12 protein-coding genes are annotated in these 15,256 nt (G+C 69.1%); 8 read left to right on the top strand and 4 right to left on the bottom strand.

What is annotated here, in order from left to right; genetic code table 11:
• Positions 1 to 3 precede the first annotated feature (3 nt).
• Positions 4 to 894: a DNA/RNA non-specific endonuclease gene (locus IE257_RS17175; protein ID WP_189969532.1), complete on the bottom strand. Its 891-nt coding sequence runs from the start codon at positions 892 to 894 to the stop codon at positions 4 to 6.
• Positions 895 to 1,083: 189 nt separating this feature from the next.
• Between IE257_RS17175 and IE257_RS17170 the strand changes: the two genes are divergently transcribed.
• Complete coding sequence (locus IE257_RS17170) at positions 1,084 to 1,938, top strand: caspase family protein (protein WP_189969530.1); 855 nt, start codon at positions 1,084 to 1,086, stop codon at positions 1,936 to 1,938.
• Positions 1,939 to 2,001: 63 nt separating this feature from the next.
• On the opposite strand, the gene IE257_RS17165 is transcribed toward IE257_RS17170, so the two are convergent.
• Positions 2,002 to 3,252, bottom strand: coding sequence for a M4 family metallopeptidase (locus IE257_RS17165; protein WP_189969528.1), 1,251 nt, complete (start codon positions 3,250 to 3,252; stop codon positions 2,002 to 2,004).
• A 500-nt stretch (positions 3,253 to 3,752) separates the two neighbouring features.
• Between IE257_RS17165 and IE257_RS17160 the strand changes: the two genes are divergently transcribed.
• Positions 3,753 to 4,340, top strand: a complete 588-nt coding sequence (locus IE257_RS17160) for an RICIN domain-containing protein (protein WP_189969526.1) — start codon at positions 3,753 to 3,755, stop codon at positions 4,338 to 4,340.
• A gap of 99 nt (positions 4,341 to 4,439) precedes the next feature.
• A complete protein-coding gene (gene gad, locus IE257_RS17155) occupies positions 4,440 to 5,804 on the top strand; it encodes a glutamate decarboxylase (RefSeq protein WP_189969524.1) in 1,365 nt (454 codons plus the stop codon).
• 169 nt (positions 5,805 to 5,973) lie between these two features.
• Here gad and IE257_RS17150 read toward each other — a convergent pair whose 3' ends face one another.
• Entirely contained in the window at positions 5,974 to 6,453 is a 480-nt protein-coding gene (locus tag IE257_RS17150) for a ricin-type beta-trefoil lectin domain protein (RefSeq protein WP_189969522.1), read from the bottom strand.
• Positions 6,454 to 6,920: 467 nt separating this feature from the next.
• Between IE257_RS17150 and IE257_RS17145 the strand changes: the two genes are divergently transcribed.
• The gene (locus IE257_RS17145) at positions 6,921 to 7,463 is read left to right on the top strand and encodes a hypothetical protein (RefSeq protein WP_189969521.1); all 543 of its coding nucleotides are present in this window, start codon (positions 6,921 to 6,923) and stop codon (positions 7,461 to 7,463) included.
• A gap of 39 nt (positions 7,464 to 7,502) precedes the next feature.
• The gene (locus IE257_RS17140) at positions 7,503 to 9,881 is read left to right on the top strand and encodes a bifunctional polysaccharide deacetylase/glycosyltransferase family 2 protein (protein WP_189969519.1); all 2,379 of its coding nucleotides are present in this window, start codon (positions 7,503 to 7,505) and stop codon (positions 9,879 to 9,881) included.
• Between the two features lie 85 nt (positions 9,882 to 9,966).
• Here IE257_RS17140 and IE257_RS17135 read toward each other — a convergent pair whose 3' ends face one another.
• Positions 9,967 to 10,905, bottom strand: a complete 939-nt coding sequence (locus IE257_RS17135; protein ID WP_189969517.1) for a glycoside hydrolase family 16 protein — start codon at positions 10,903 to 10,905, stop codon at positions 9,967 to 9,969.
• A gap of 426 nt (positions 10,906 to 11,331) precedes the next feature.
• Between IE257_RS17135 and IE257_RS17130 the strand changes: the two genes are divergently transcribed.
• The 3 genes from IE257_RS17130 to IE257_RS17120 all read left to right on the top strand — a co-directional run bounded on the left by IE257_RS17130 (position 11,332) and on the right by IE257_RS17120 (position 15,225).
• Complete coding sequence (locus IE257_RS17130) at positions 11,332 to 11,754, top strand: hypothetical protein (RefSeq protein WP_189969515.1); 423 nt, start codon at positions 11,332 to 11,334, stop codon at positions 11,752 to 11,754.
• Positions 11,755 to 11,848: 94 nt separating this feature from the next.
• Positions 11,849 to 13,942 carry a bifunctional polysaccharide deacetylase/glycosyltransferase family 2 protein gene (locus IE257_RS17125; RefSeq protein WP_372453081.1) on the top strand — a complete coding sequence of 698 codons (2,094 nt, stop codon included), beginning with the start codon at positions 11,849 to 11,851 and terminating at the stop codon, positions 13,940 to 13,942.
• Positions 13,939 to 15,225, top strand: a complete 1,287-nt coding sequence (locus IE257_RS17120) for an acyltransferase family protein (protein ID WP_229920436.1) — start codon at positions 13,939 to 13,941, stop codon at positions 15,223 to 15,225. Before IE257_RS17125 ends, IE257_RS17120 begins: the two co-directional genes overlap by 4 nt.
• Positions 15,226 to 15,256: the final 31 nt, after the last annotated feature.

The following is a 15,256-nucleotide window of genomic DNA, read 5'->3' as shown; positions in this document are numbered from 1 at the left end:
CGCTCAGCCCCCCAGGGCCATGTCCTCGTAGGACTCCAATCTCCGCCAGCGCTCCTCGGGCGCGCGCGTCACGGGCATGAGGTCCGCCGCCGGCAGCGGTCCGAGGTCGAGTCCGGTCAGCTCCGCGATGTCCGCCACCGGCACCTGGAACGTGCGGTACGCGCCGAGCGGGGGCGGGTCACCGGGCTTGGCGCCGGCCATCGCCCGCTCGCGGTCCCGGCTGAGGTCGGGGCTCTGGTCGAGGATGTACGCGGTCGAGGCCAGCGCCCCGCCCTGGATGAAGGCGGCCACCTTCCAGAAACGCAGCGGCACCTGAATGCCGCGGTAGGGCGGGTCGGAGTCGTGGAGGACGGGGCCGGTGAAGACGCTCAGCTTGCGGTCGAACCGGGCCGCGTGGTCGAGCAGGTGGTTCTCCAGCCCCTGCCACAGCTGCTTGCCCTGGTTGAAGACGTCCTGCTGCGGGGCCGCATTGGTGAAGTGGAACGTGTCCGTGTTCGCGCGGCCCGCCTCCGCCGCCGCACCCCAGACCGGGTCCAGGCGGCGGACCAGGTGCCCGCGGTCCAGGGGGTTGTCGCGGTAGACGTCGTTGCCGGCCTGCTGGGACTCGGGCACCCGGGGGTCGAACGTCCAGGCGTCGTCCCGGGGTACGTCCTCCAGGAGCTTCTGGCCGTCGATGCAGACGGCGGTGGAGGCGGCCAGCCTGCGGTCGGGGCGCAGGACGACGGTGAAGTGGGTGTAGGGGAGGACCACGGTGTCGACCGAGGTCGAGGCGGGGAGGGGCAGCGGGACGACGGGCCCGAGGAAGGCCTCGTCGTAGCCGGTCCGGTCGGCGAGGGCGTCGGGGCGCGCCGCGGTGCCCGCCGCGCGGTCCGGCGGCGTCTCAATTGCGTTCATGTGATGGGAATACCGCGCAGAGATGATCATTTACGGGGGTGCGGCACGGGCCACCCGAACAGCGGCCACCCACCCGTCGCCCCTCGGCAGGCCCGATCGGGCGGCTTCCCTCCCGCCCCGGTTCGGACGGGGCGGGCCGCGGAATCCATCCTCCGACCCCCTCCGCCCGGCGCGCCCCGAGGAGCCCCCGTGCCCACTGGCCTTTCCCTGCACATCGGCTTGAACAAGGTCGATCCCGCTGCCTACGACGGCTGGGACGGCACACTCCTGGCCTGCGAGAACGATGCCCGAGACATGGCGGCGGTAGGCCGCGCCGCGGGATTCGAAGACACCCTCGTCCTCACCGGCGACGGCACGGTGGAGAACATCACCGGCGAGCTGCGCGCGGCGGCCGCACGGCTCAAGGCCGGGGACATCCTGCTCTTCACCTACTCGGGCCACGGCGGCCAGATGCCCAACACCACGGGATCGGACGTCGAGCCCGACCGGCAGGACGAAACGCTGGTGTTCTTCGACCGCCAGTTCCTCGACGACGAGCTGTACCGCGAGTTCCGGCGCTTCGAGGAGGGCGTCAGGATCGTCGCCCTGCTCGACTGCTGTCACAGCGGCAGCGCCATCGAGTCCGTGCATGAGCTGCTGACCCCCGAGGCCATGCGGTCGCACTTCCAGACGAGTGACCCGGACGGACTGGAGGCGGCCTCCCGCATGATGCCGCTGTTCAGGCAGCAGCAGGCCTTCGAGCAGCACCGGGACCTGTACGAGGGGCTTCAGCGCGAGCTCAGGGAGGGCAACGGCGGCGGCCCGACCCCCGGCGCCGTGCTCATCGCCGCCTGCCAGGACAACCAGGTCGCCTCCGACGGCGACGTGAACGGACTGTTCACCGCACAGCTGCTGAAGGTGTGGAAGGAGGGAGCCTTCCGGGGCGACTACCGCACCTTCCACCGGAACATCCAGCAGCGCATGCCCGCCATCCAGAGCCCGAACTTCTACACGACGGGCAACCCCTCCGAGGAATTCCTCCGGCAGAAGCCGTTCACGGTCTGAGCGCCCCTGGCCAGGCCGTCTCTTCCGGATCTTGCCGGGCCCGCGAGATCCGGAAGAGACGGCCTAGCGTCCGTCCGAGGCTCGGCCGGCATCAACCCGCGAGGGCAACTTCTTCCCCCTCAGCGCAGTCACTTCTTCGGTCAGTTCCCTCACTTGGGCGGACAGCGCCCCGATCTGCTTGCTCAAGGCCGCCAGACCGTCCTCCCGGCCGGCACCACCGCCCCCGTTGACCGCGAGGCTCCGCGCCAGGGCGATCCCGGTCGGGACCCCGCTGATCCGGATGCCCACCTCCTGCCATGCCGACAGCACGGCAAGCTGTTCGGCGCTGCCGCCCCCGTACAATTGCTCGGCCTTCCGGTAGGTGGTATCCGCGAAATCCTGGAACCGAGTGTCGGCTTCGGAAGCCTTGAGCGATTCGTACCAGATGACTCCGGGAGCGCCCCAGGCGAACCCGCCGATGCGCGCTGCCGCCAGATAGAACGCTCTGTTCGGTATTCCGGAGTTGATGTGAACCCCGCCGTAGTCCCCTCTCTCGCTGTCCGGCAGGTTGGCGAAATTGCGCATGTGGTCCGGCTGGGGGTCCTTGCCGAACAGGGCGTTGTTGTAGGCCTGCCCGGGAGCCTTCATCGACCGCAAGGCGTCGGCATCGACCTCCGGCGTGAACACCTCGGCCCCGATCAGCCAGTCCGCCGTCTCGACCGATTGGTTCAACGACCACTGCTTGACCAGCGTCCCGAAGACGTCCGACATCGACTCGTTCAACGCACCGGACTGATTGTGATACTCCAGCCCCGCAGTGAACTCGGTGACTCCGTGGGTCAACTCGTGTGCGATGACGTCGAGGGAACCGGTGAAGTCGGTGAACAATCTTCCGTCCCCGTCGCCGAAAATCATCTGGCGTCCGTCCCAGAACGCATTGTTGTAATGCGTGTCGAAGTGCACGTAGCCGTCGAGACGCATTCCCCGGTCGTCAAGTGAATTGCGCTGAAGTACCCCGCGGAAGAAGTCACGCGTGGTGGCGAGTCCGTCGAACGCCCGGTTGACGGACTCGTCCGTGGAAGCCGGTCCATCCTCCGACCTGGCCAGCTCGGCAGAGGGGAGGAACCTGCCGTGCCGGCAGTCGAAGACGGTTCGTCGGCCATTACCGGCGGTGGCGCCGATCACGGACGCCCGGACCGACCTCTCGCCACGCAATCGAGCAGTGCTCAGCAGGGAGTCCAGGGCGGCTTGACGCACCTCACGGTCTTCGCTCTCCAAGAGCTTGTAGAGGATGTGCGGGGGAATGATGCAGTTGAGGCGGCGGTTCCTGCTCATGGAATATCTCCTGTGCAAGAGGAGCGCGGTGGTACGCGGCGGAGAATGCCCAGCCTGTTGCCAGACGTTCCCCGATGGCCCTTCCTCCTCCAGCGGCGCGCACCGTTGACGGGGTGAGCCGGGTCGGTGAACCGAGAAGGTGAACCGAGAAGTGGATGTCCGGCCATCGCAGAGGCAGGCAAGGACGCGCTGGGCGATGGGCGGCAGAAGCGCTCGGCGGCCACGACAACGGTTCTCGCGGCCCGCCACACTGATGTCAACATTTTCCCGCCGGCCCGGGTGACCGGCAAACGCAGCGCGAGTCATGCCCGTACCGTTCGGTCGGCTTCATCGCGGCCGGCGATCGGACGAGGCGGGGGACGAGGGCTACGGCTGAGCTCACCTGCGCAATCGCTACGCTGACGCGGTATCAAGCACCGCTGCGCCAGGGTGCGCTCGCCGCCGTGCCGGGGGAAGCTGGTGGTGACGGGTTGGTGTCGCTCGTCCTGGCAGGAGTCCCCATGCGCATACACGAGCTCTCGGGCCCACTGACGTCCTGGCGTCCCCTGGGTCGTGTGGCCGCGGTTCTCGCGACTCTCGTCGCCCAGTCCCTGGCCCTCGGGGCGGGCCCGTCCCACGCCGCCGTGCAGTACTACGAGATCCGTACCCCGACCGGCATGTGTCTCAGCGTCGCGGGGTCCTCGGTGCGTAGCGGCGCGGACGTCGTCCAGTGGAACTGCGTGGGGATCACCGACCAGCGATGGCGGGTCACCAACGCGGCGGACCGGCCCTTCGGAGAGCTGGAGGACCGACCGGTCGGGAAGCGCACCGACCACATCCTGTTCGTCAAGCTCCGGGCCCAACACAGCGACAAGTGCCTCGCCCTGGCGGGGGACCGGTTCGAGAAGGACTCGGACGTCGTCCAGGCGGACTGCTCGGACGTGGAGGCGAGCACGGACTGGACACTGAACGGCAGCGGGAACCTCTTCCTGATCGAGAGCGAGCACTGTCTCGGCGTGCCGGACGGAAGCAGTCGCCGCGGCGCGCCCGTAGTGCAGCAGGACTGCGACGGCAACCCGCAGAAGTGGCGGTTCGACCCCTGGGAGTGAGGCCCCCGCCCCGGCTCTCTGATGCCCCCGCATTCCCCCGCGCCGGTCCGCGCGGTGTGTCCCTCGCTCGCAGCAGGGCCGGCGCTGTTGAATCGATACATGACCAAGCGCGACGATTCGGCTCTTTTCGGTAATCGGTTCCTGACGGTGCCCGCTCCCTCGGAAACCTTCCCCGAGCAAGGCATGCCCCCCACCGATGCGATGAGGCTCGTGGATGTGGATCTCGCCATGGAGGGCGACCCGCAGCGCAACCTCGCCACGTTCGTCACCACGTGGATGGAGCCGGAGGCCCAGCGGCTGATCGCCGAGAACCTTCACCGCAATTTCATCGACCATGCGGAGTACCCGATTTCCGCCGAGATCGAGCAGCGCTGTGTGCGCATGCTCGCCGACCTGTTCCATGCGCCGGGCAGGACGACCGGATGTCGGACCCAGGGCTCATCCGAGGCGATCATGCTCGGCGCGCTGTCGCTGAAGTGGAAGTGGCGCGAGCGCCGCCAGGCAGCCGGCCTGTCGACCGACCGGCCCAACCTGATCTTCGGGGGCGACGTCCACGTCGTATGGGAGAAGTTCTGCCGCTACTTCGACGTCGAGCCGCGGATCGTGCCGCTCGCCGAGAACAAGTACACGATTGGCCCCGAAGACGTGGAGCCCCACCTCGACGAGAACACGATCGGCGTCGTCGCCGTCCTCGGCACCACCTTCACCGGCCACATGGACGATGTCGTCGGGATCGACAAGCTCCTGCGGGACGTCCGCAAAAAGCGGGACCTCGACATTCCGATCCATGTCGACGGCGCCAGCGGCGCCTTCGTGTGGCCCTTCCTCTACCCGGAGTCGAAGTGGGACTTCCGGCTCGAACAGGTCCGTTCGATCAACGTCTCGGGACACAAATACGGACTGGTCTACCCCGGCATCGGATGGCTCGTCTTCCGCGAGGAAGCCGACCTCGCCAAGGACCTCGTCTTCTACGAGAACTACCTGGGCAAGACCGACGCGACGTTCACGCTGAACTTCTCCACCGGCGCGTCCATGGTGCTCGCGCAGTACTACAACTTCGTGCGCCTCGGCCGCCAGGGCTACACCTACATCATGAAAATCATGCAGGAGAACGCCCACGCGCTGGCGGACAACCTGCGGAGCAGCGGCCGCTTCGAAGTGATCGGGAGCGACCTCGAGCAGCTGCCGCTGGTCGCTTTCCGCCTCGCCGGCAAACACGACTACGACGAGTCCGACATCGCCTGGCAGCTCTCGGCCGAACGGGGCTGGATGGTGCCCGCCTACACCCTCCCGCCCAACGCGGAGAACGTGAAGATCCTGCGCGCCCTGGTCAAGGAGACCCTGAGCCGCGAACAGATCGACCGCCTGACCCAGGACATCGCCGACGCATGCCGCACCCTGGACGACAAGGGCGCGGCCCACGGAATCGAGCGGGCCCAGGTCAAGCGCGGCACCGGCTACTGACCCACCGTGACACAGCAGAACTCCCGTACGGCCGTCCTCGGCGACACCTGGGTCGGGAGCTGATGCAGCGCAGGCGTCACGAGCCCCGAGGCCTGTTTCCGTAGGATCCGTGCGGGCCGCCGCACCCGGGCTGCCCGATCAGAGGCCGGGCGCGGCGGTGGGGCAGGGGTCAGGCGGCGGCGAGGCTGATCTGGTCGTTGAAGATCACCCAGTGCTGGCCGCGGTCGGCGGAGTCGCACGGCTTGGTCGAGATGTTCGGCGTCTGCCAGGTGTTGGCCAGGCAGTAGGCCGGAGCGTAGGTGAGGGAGATCTGCTGGCCCGAGACAGTCCAGTACTGCCCCTGATCCTTGGAGTTGCACGGCTTCACCGAGACGTCCTGAGCGTTCCACGTATTGGCCAGACAGTAGCCGCGCGCGTTGCTGAGCGAGATCTGCTGGCCCGAGACGGTCCAGTGCTGGCCGCGGTCGGCGGCATCACACGGCTTCGTGGAGACATTCGGGGTTTCCCAGGCGTTGGCGAGGCAGTAGAGGCCCGGAGCGCGCACGGACGGGGCCGCGGTGTCCACGGCCTCTGCCGCGACGGCCGGCAGGAGGGAGGCGGTCAGGGCGAGCGTCGCGACGGCGAGCGTCTTGCGGAGTGCGATTGCCATGGGGCGAAATCCGTTCTTGCTGTGGGTGGGGGATTCGCGCACGACCACGAGGTGATCTCCCGACTCGGACCCGAGCGCAGGGCAATTGGTAGCACCACTTGTTGGTTGGCCAACGGTTTCTGCGCGGCCCGTTCATTCCAATGAGTCTGTAGGTGCGATGACCCGACAGATATCCGAGAGTGGCGGAACGGGATCGACCGGCATGTGGGGATATCCCGCCCTGAACCTCCCGAACGGCGACCGCATGGTCACCGCGATGCCCTCCGCATGTCACGACACCGGTGCGACGACGCGGAACACGAGGGTTACGACCAGCCTGGCCGGGTCGGTCTGGATCGTACGGAATGGGACGGGTTCGGCACCGGGAGTGACACCGACGGAGGATCCAACGCTGAACGGCATGAGTCGCCGTCCCGGCCGCGACCGAGCCCCGACGTCCCGTCCCCGATCCCCAGAGGCCACCGCGCATGCACCCACCAATCGGCAACCCGGATCACGACACGATGGAGCTCTTCCTCGGTGATGCGGGCGCACCCGGTACCGGTACGGCGCCGGAGCCGCCGGCCCCGGTGTTCGTGGACACATCGGGGCGCAGACAGCGCCGGGTGCGCCGCTGGGGTTACCTGCTGGTGGTACCGGCCGCCGCCTACGTCGTCCTGCTCATCAGCACCCTGCTGGGCGGACCCACCCTCCAGTCGCCGTTCCTCCCCTCCGCCCAGGCTCCGCAGACCCCCGCGCCCGAGCGGACGGCCGGGAGCCGCACCGCGAGCCCGTCCCCCCGCGGTGCGGTGAGCGGGAGCCCGCGACCCGCCCCGGCGGCCTCGCGCAGTGCTGGACCCTCCCCGGCCGCCGCGAACAGGACCAGCTCTGCGACCCCCGACACCGGACCGGCTCCGACGAAGGCCGGCACCGGACCGGCAGACCCTGTTCCGTCGCCTCCCGGCGGGGGGCGCGGCCGGGGCACCGCGCCGCCGGGCCAAGGCGGAGGCAAGCCCACCGGCCACCCCTGAGCCCGTCACGCCGGGCGTGGTCCACCCCGGCGCCACCACATGCCCCAACGCCGCACCGCACCGCACTACGCAGCAGGCAGGAAGATCCGTCCCTTGTCGAAGAACCGTCGCCGCCGCCCCAACGGCAGGCACAGCTCCGTACGCAACGTCCCCCTGCGTACCCACTGGCTGCTCCTGACCACCCTCGTGCTCACCCTCTCGACGGCGCTGCTCCTCCAGGGCTACACCCAGCACCTGTTCGACTCCACCCCCGACGGGGCTCCCCGTGAGCGGGGTCCCGGAACCGCAGTCCCGGCGGGCGTCAGCTCCGGCGGGCCGGTGATCGAGGGCACGGCCGGCCGCACCGCCACCCCGGCGGCCCGCACCATCGCATTGACCTTCGACGACGGCCCCGACCCCGTCTGGACACCGAAGATCCTCGATGTGCTGCGCCGCAACGACGTGCCGGCCACCTTCTTCACCGTCGGCACCCGGGTCGCCGAGAACCCGGGCCTCGCCCGCCGGATCGTCGACGAGGGCCACCAGATCGGCCTGCACAGCTTCACCCACACCGATCTCGGCACCGCGTCCGCCTGGCGGCGTTCCCTGGAACTGCGCGAGACCCAACTCGTCATCGCCGGCGCCACCGGCGTTACCACACCCCTGCTGCGGCCGCCCTACTCCTCCACCAACAAGGCGCTCGGCGACGCCGACTGGAGCGCCGTCGTCCAGGCCGGACAGGAGGGGTACCTGACCGTCCTGACGACCCTGGACAGCCAGGACTGGCGACGCCCGGGTGTGGAGCAGATCATTGCCGGCGCCACCCCGAAGGACGCTGCCGGGCAGATCGTGCTGCTGCACGACGCGGGCGGGGACCGCACGCAGACGGTCGCCGCGCTCGAACAGCTCGTGCCGCGGCTGAAGGCGTCCGGCTGGAAGTTCGTCACCGTGGGCGACGCGGTCGCCCTCCCCGAAGTCGTGCAGCCGGCCGGGACCGCGGACCGGTGGCACGGCCTTGCCCTCATCACCGCGATCCGCACCAGCGACTGGATCATCGAAGCCCTTTCGTGGCTGCTGTGGGCGGCGGGCGCGATCAGTCTGCTGCGCGCGGTCGCCGTGTTCGTCGCCGCGAGGCGGCACGTACGGATGCGCCGCAGGCCCTGGGGCGCTCCGGTCACCGAACCCGTCAGCGTCATCGTCCCCGCCTACAACGAGAGCGCCGGCATCGAGGCCGCCGTCCGTTCCCTGGTGGCCTCCGACCACCAGGTCGAGGTCATCGTCGTCGACGACGGCTCCACGGACGGCACGGCTGACATCGTCGAGGCCCTCCGGCTGCCCGGCGTACGGGTCATCCGGCAGCAGAACGCCGGAAAACCGGCCGCCCTCAACACGGGCATCGCCGCCGCCTACTGCAATCTGCTCGTCATGGTCGACGGCGACACCGTCTTCGAACCGGACGCCGTCCGCATGATCGTCCAGCCCTTCGCCCAGCGCCGCGTGGGCGCGGTCTCCGGCAACGCCAAAGTGGTCAACCGGGGCGGGCTGCTCGGACGCTGGCAGCACATCGAGTACGTCGTCGGCTTCAACCTCGACCGCCGCCTGTTCGACCTCGCCGAGTGCATGCCCACCGTCCCCGGTGCTGTCGGAGCGTTCCGCCGCGAGGCGCTGCTGCGGGTCGGCGGCGTCAGTGACACCACCCTCGCCGAGGACACGGACCTCACCATGGCCCTGTGCCGCGACGGCTGGCGCGTCGTCTACGAGGAGCGGGCCAAGGCCTGGACGGAAGCCCCCGCATCGCTCGGTGCCCTGTGGAAGCAGCGCTACCGGTGGTGCTACGGCACCCTCCAGGCGATGTGGAAGCACCGGGGTGCCCTCACCCAGCGGGGGCAGGCCGGAAAGCTGGGTCGGCGCGGTCTGGGCTACCTGCTGCTGTTCCAGGTCCTGCTGCCCCTGCTCGCGCCCGTCGTGGACGTCTTCGCCATCTACGGCCTGGTCTTCCTCGACCCCCTGCGCATCGTCGGCCTGTGGACGGCGTTCCTGCTCCTCCAGGTCCTGATGGGGCTGTACGCGTTCCGCCTGGACGGCGAGCGGCCGGGGCCGTTGTGGAGCCTGCCCCTGCAGCAGTTCGTCTACCGCCAGCTCATGTACCTGGTCGTGATCCAGTCCGTCTTCACCGCTGTCGCCGGGTCCCGCCTGCGCTGGCAGCGAATGGATCGCTACGGCAGCCTCAAGGTGCCCGTCACCGCGTCCGAGGCTCCACTGTCGGACCGGTTGTCCGTGCCGGGGGCCCCGTCTGCCCCTGAGCCCTGGGCCGCTCCCGCGGCCTCGCCGTACGACGGCTACGACGCGGACCCCGCCTGGGCGTCCCACCCTCCTGAGCCGGTCCCGTACAGCTCGCAGGACCACATCTGGCCGTCGCAGGGGCACCGCGACCTGTAGGCACCGGCTCCGGGGTTGTTCCGTTCGGCGAAGCCTCGTTCGGCGGCCGCTGGTCGAACTCGGGGTTGCAGCCCTCGGACCGGGGTCAGGACTTCGGCACGGTGTTGATGTAGTGGGTGCCGGCGCTGTAGAAGCCGTCCACCGTCTTTTGGACATCCGCCGGGGAAACGGCTTCGTCGGCCTTGTAATAGAACCAGTTGACCTTCATGTCCCATGTGCGCGGACCGCCGGTGAAGGGGAGGTCGATGAGCCAGTTGCTGAAGTGGATGTCCATTTTCTCGCGCGGGACGTATTTGCCCGAGCTGGTGAACAGTTCCTTGCCGTCCAGGGAGTAGGTGACCTTCCCGTTCATGGCGGTGATCATCATGACGTGCCAGCCCTCAAGGCGTTGCTTGAGCGTGTGGTTGACCCGGTCCGGCGGATCGGCCTTGTACCAGCTGACGTTGTCGAGTCGCGGACCCACCGAACCCCAGCCGCCGTTCGGCAGGTACTCGTGGTCGAGTTCGCTGTAGTTCGCCGAGGAATCCGAGGAGGAAATCGGAAAGAAGGTCTGGACGACGTGGTCGCCGTTGCGACCGCTCGTGGGCTTGTCGCTCAGGTGGACCCGAGCGGCGAAGGTCCCGTTGAAGAGGGGGGTGCCGGTGCTCTGCACCTCGACCTGCTTGGTGCCCTGCTTGGTGCCGTCGGTGGAGGACTGCAGCTGCAGGACCCTGCCGCCCTGGGCGGTCGTGTCGGAGGGGAAGCCGGCACCGGCGCTCGACCAGCTGTCCTTGATCCCCGGGCCACCCCCACCGGTGCGCACCTCCCAGCCGTGGGCGGCGAGCGAGGGGTCGTCGGGGCCGCTGTAGTGGAAGGTGTCGAACAGGGTCCCCGGCGGCCCGGAAGGGGTCGGCGAGGCGCTGCGTGCGGGCGCGGCGGCATCGTCACCGGGGCCGCCGGAACACGCGGCGAGTGCGCACAGGAGGACGGGCAGCGTGAGCGCGGTCCATGCGCGGCGACGACGGGTGCGGCGGGGCTGGCTCACACGGGCTCCTTGGGGCGTAGAGGCGGTACCTGGACACGCCCTGTGCATGAGGATCAGTGGCTGATCACACGAGGGGGTCATCCTAAGGTTCCGGCTGACCGTCGGAGTGACCGCCGGAGGGCAACGTTCGTGCCCCCGCCACCGCGGTTCCGGCGAAACGGCTCAGGCTGAACACGTACCGATCATTGCCCGGCGAGCATATGAGCAGACTACTAACCGGTATGACCAATTCCATTTCGATCCGATCACGACACCGGGGCGGATCGTGTCAAATGAACACATCGGGCCCAAGTCGACTCAGGCCGGTGCACTAGCGTTCGCCCTGCGATCCCGCGTTTTACGTGCCCTGCCATGAAAGGCCCCCGCAAGGTGCGCTCAGTCATCACTTCCATCGAACGCGGGTCGGCGCACCAGGCACAGCCTGAAATGTCCGAGTCGAGCTTCGAGGCGCCCGCTCCCTCACCGGTGTTCGTCTCCGGGACGGGCCTGCGCGGCCGTCTCCTGCGGGGCTTCGGCTGGCCCGTCTCCGTGGTCGGCGCGCTCCTGGCGGTCGCCATGGGCAGCAGCCTGATCGGTATGCAGGCGGACGCCCCGGCGATGGGCATCCCCGCACAGCCGTCGCGGCCGCCCGCCTCGTCGCCCTCACCCGCGCCGTCGCTGTCGACCGCCCGGTTGTCCGCGTCGTCCCCGGCGTCCGCATCGTCCCCGGCTCGGACGGCAACGCGGTCCGCCGCACCCCGGACGCAGACGTCGGCCACCCCGTCGAAGCCCACGGTCGCCTCGTCCAAACCCAGGACCACCGCGTCCCACGGGGCAAAACCCTCGGGCCCACCGTCCAAGCACCCCTGATCGCCCGCACCACCCATCTCCAGGAGCGTCATTGTCCCGCCACCAGCGCCGCCGGCAGTCCCTGCTGAGGCCGCGCCGACTGGCCGCGCCGCCGTTGCGCTTCTTCATGCCGCTGTCCCTGCTGGCCTGCCTGCTCGCGCTGCTCGTGCTGCGCGGCCTGGCCACCAATGAGGCGTTCCACGACTCCCGGATCGCGATCTCGGTCGACAAAACGACCGTGCCGGGCAACCTGCTCAAGGGCGGTCCGATCATTGACGCGCGTGGCACCAAGAACGCGCAGCCCGTGAGCTATCGCATTCCCGACCGCACCGTGGTTCTGAGCTTCGACGACGGTCCCTCGCCGGAGTGGACGCCGAAGATCCTGGAGGTGCTCGCGGCCCGCAACGTCCGTGCGGACTTCTTCGTGACCGGCGCCATGACCACACGACACCCGGACCTGATCCGGCAGATCGTCGCGGGTGGCCACGAACTCGGGGTGCACACCTTCACCCACCCCGATCTGGTGTACCAGTCCCACGCCCGGATCAGCTGGGAGCTGGCGCAGACGCAGCTGGCGCTGGCCGGCGTCGCGGGTGTGCACAGCGCGCTGTTCCGCCCGCCGTACTCCTCCGACGCCTCGGCGCTGGACGACTGGAACTACCCGGTGATCAAGTACGTGGGCGCGCGCGGCTACCTCACCGCGTTCATCGACCGCGACACCGACGACTGGAAGCGTCCCGGAGTCGAGGAGATCGTCAAGGCGGCCATGCCGTCCAAGCCCGGTGCGGGCGCGCTGATCCTGCTGCACGACGCGGGTGGCGACCGTACCCAGACGCTCACCGCCCTCGGGCAGATCATCGACAGGCTGCAGGCCCAGGGCTACCGCTTCACCACCATCTCCGACGCACTCGGCGCTTCCAGCGCCACCGTGCCGGTGCAAGGGTTTCAGCTGTGGGCGGGCAAGGGGTACATCTGGGCCACCCAGGTCGCCGTTCTCACCCTGCCGGTGCTGGTCGCGCTGCTGGCCGTCGTCGGCTTCCTCAACTTCGGCCGGTTCGCGCTGATGCTCGTTCTCGCACCGATCCACGCCCGCCGCTCCAAGCGGCGGGACGCCTGGGGACCGCCGGTCACCGAGCCGGTCACCGTCCTGGTCCCGGCCTACAACGAGCTCGAGTGCATCGCCAACACCCTCAACTCCCTGGCCGCCAGTGACTATCCGATCGAGGTGATCGTCATCGACGACGGCTCGTCGGACGGCACCGCGGACATCGTCGAGGAGATGGACCTGCCGTTCGTCCGGTTGATCCGCCAAGCCAACGGCGGCAAGTCCAGCGCGCTCAACACCGGGATCGCGGCCGCCTCGCACGACATCATCGTGATGATGGATGGCGACACCGTCTTCGAGCCGTCCACCGTGCGCGAGCTGGTCCAGCCCTTCGGAGACCCGGCGATCGGCGCGGTCGCGGGCAACGCCAAGGTGGGCAACCGCGACAGCCTGATCGGTGCCTGGCAGCACATCGAGTACGTCCTCGGCCACAACCTGGACCGCCGGATGTACGACATGCTGAACGTCATCCCGACCATCCCCGGCGCGGTCGGCGCCTTCCGCAGGGAGGCCCTGCAGCGGGTCGGCGGCATGAGCGACGACACCCTCGCAGAGGACACCGACATCACCATCGCGGTGCTCTGCGACGGCTGGCGGATCGTCTACGCGGAGCACGCGCGCGCCTGGACCGAGGCGCCCGCCAGCCTCCAGCAGCTCTGGTCCCAGCGGTACCGCTGGAGCTACGGCAGCATGCAGGCGATGTGGAAGCACCGCGGCGCGGTGACCGCCCGCGGCCCGGCCGGGCGCTTCGGCCGGCTCGGGCTCCCGCTCGTCGTGCTGTTCGGCGTGGTCGCCCCGCTGCTGGCGCCGCTGGTCGACCTGTTCCTGCTGTACGGCGTGCTGTTCGGCGACGCCCCGATCACCCTCACCAGCTGGGGCGGCTTCATCCTGCTCCAGGCCGCACTGTCCTGGTACGCCTTTCGGCTCGACCGCGAGAGGCCGTGGCACCTGATCAGCCTGCCGATCCAGCAGCTGGTCTACCGGCAGCTGATGTACATCGTCCTGTTGCAGTCAGCGATCACGGCGATGACCGGTGGCCGCCTGCGCTGGCAGAAGCTCCGGCGCACCGGCGAGGTCGCTGTACCGGTGGAGGCCCGACCGTGACTGCTTTCATCGAATTCGAGCGCACCCAGAGCACCCTGCAGTTGAGAGTCCCCGCCGATCTGCGACAGGAGCCGGAGCCCGAGCCGGAGTCGGAGTCGCAGCCGGAGACACCGTCCGAAGGCAAGGGCGGTCGGGACCGCTATCTCGACCTGCTGCGCGCGCTGGCGCTGGTTCGCGTGATGCTCTACCACAACTTCGGCTGGTTCTGGCTGCCCCTGGTCTTCCCTTCGATGGGCGTGATGTTCGCGCTCGCCGGCTCGCTGATGGCCCGCTCGCTCAGCCGTCCGGCTCCCGGCCGTCCCGCTCTCGGCGTGATCCGCGGCCGACTGCGCCGGCTGCTGCCGCCGATGTGGCTGTTCGGCGCCGTCCTGATCGCCCTCCAGATCCTCGATGGCTGGGGCCCTCACTCCGACGGCCACCCCACCTGGTGGTGGACCAAGCTGGCGTACTGGATCCTGCCGCTGAGCACTCCGCCGTACGCGGACGACCTGCCCGGTTTCCACGGTCTCGTGGAACACACCTGGGCCGCGCAGATCATCGTCCCGCTCTGGTACCTCCGGGCCTACCTCTGGTACGTCCTGCTCTCACCCCTGATGCTCCGGGCACTGCGACGATTCCCGGTGGTGACGCTGTTCACCCCCCTGGCGCTGGTGATCGTGATGAACACGGTCTTCGTCGACCAGGAGTTCGTCTACAGCCGGGTCTGGGAGACCGCCAACGACTTCACGATGTTCGGCTCCTGCTGGATCCTCGGCATGGCCCACCAGGAGGGGCTGCTCAAGAAGATCCCGCAGTACGTACTGCCGTCCATCGCGCCGCTGGTCATGGTCGCCGGCCTCTGGTACCTGCAGACCCGGCCGGTCGACCCGACCGAACCGACCGACATCGAGGCCTGGCCGATCGCCCAGGCCCTGTGGTCCCTCGGCTTCGTCGCCATCCTGCTCCACGTCAGCCCGTCCTGGGATCGGTGGCCCAGGCCGCTGGAACGCTGGAACGGCCTGGTCAGCCTGCTCAACGCACGCGCTGTCAGCGTCTACCTCTGGCACCAGATCGCGCTGGTGGTCGCCATTCCGCTGATCGACCCCCTCTGGAGCGTCCCCTTCTTCTACAAGAACCTCCAGTGGCTGCTGGCCAGCCAATGGTTCACGCTGATGGTGGCGATCCCGCTGCTCGGCCTGCTGGTGCTGACCTTCGGCTGGGTCGAGGACGTGGCCGCCAAACGCTCGCCGCGCCTCTTGCCGTACGCGCGCCGTCAACGGGGCAGGCGCCGGGCCGCCGACTGACGGGGGCTGCGCCCGGCCGGCCGAGAAACCC

Origin of the sequence: Streptomyces avidinii, assembly GCF_014650695.1 — a bacterium.
GTDB lineage: Bacteria > Actinomycetota > Actinomycetes > Streptomycetales > Streptomycetaceae > Streptomyces > Streptomyces avidinii.
This window is presented reverse-complemented; position numbering and strand designations above follow the sequence as displayed.

Excerpts from the sequence above, each read along its gene's own strand:
- gad (WP_189969524.1), top strand. The coding sequence starts at position 4,440 with ATGACCAAGCGCGACGATTCGGCTCTTTTCGGTAATCGGTTCCTGACG.
- IE257_RS17140 (WP_189969519.1), top strand. The coding sequence starts at position 7,503 with ATGCCCCAACGCCGCACCGCACCGCACTACGCAGCAGGCAGGAAGATC.
- IE257_RS17165 (WP_189969528.1), bottom strand. The coding sequence starts at position 3,252 with ATGAGCAGGAACCGCCGCCTCAACTGCATCATTCCCCCGCACATCCTC.
- IE257_RS17160 (WP_189969526.1), top strand. The coding sequence starts at position 3,753 with ATGCGCATACACGAGCTCTCGGGCCCACTGACGTCCTGGCGTCCCCTG.
- IE257_RS17145 (WP_189969521.1), top strand. The coding sequence starts at position 6,921 with ATGCACCCACCAATCGGCAACCCGGATCACGACACGATGGAGCTCTTC.
- IE257_RS17175 (WP_189969532.1), bottom strand. The coding sequence starts at position 894 with ATGAACGCAATTGAGACGCCGCCGGACCGCGCGGCGGGCACCGCGGCG.
- IE257_RS17150 (WP_189969522.1), bottom strand. The coding sequence starts at position 6,453 with ATGGCAATCGCACTCCGCAAGACGCTCGCCGTCGCGACGCTCGCCCTG.
- IE257_RS17130 (WP_189969515.1), top strand. The coding sequence starts at position 11,332 with ATGTCCGAGTCGAGCTTCGAGGCGCCCGCTCCCTCACCGGTGTTCGTC.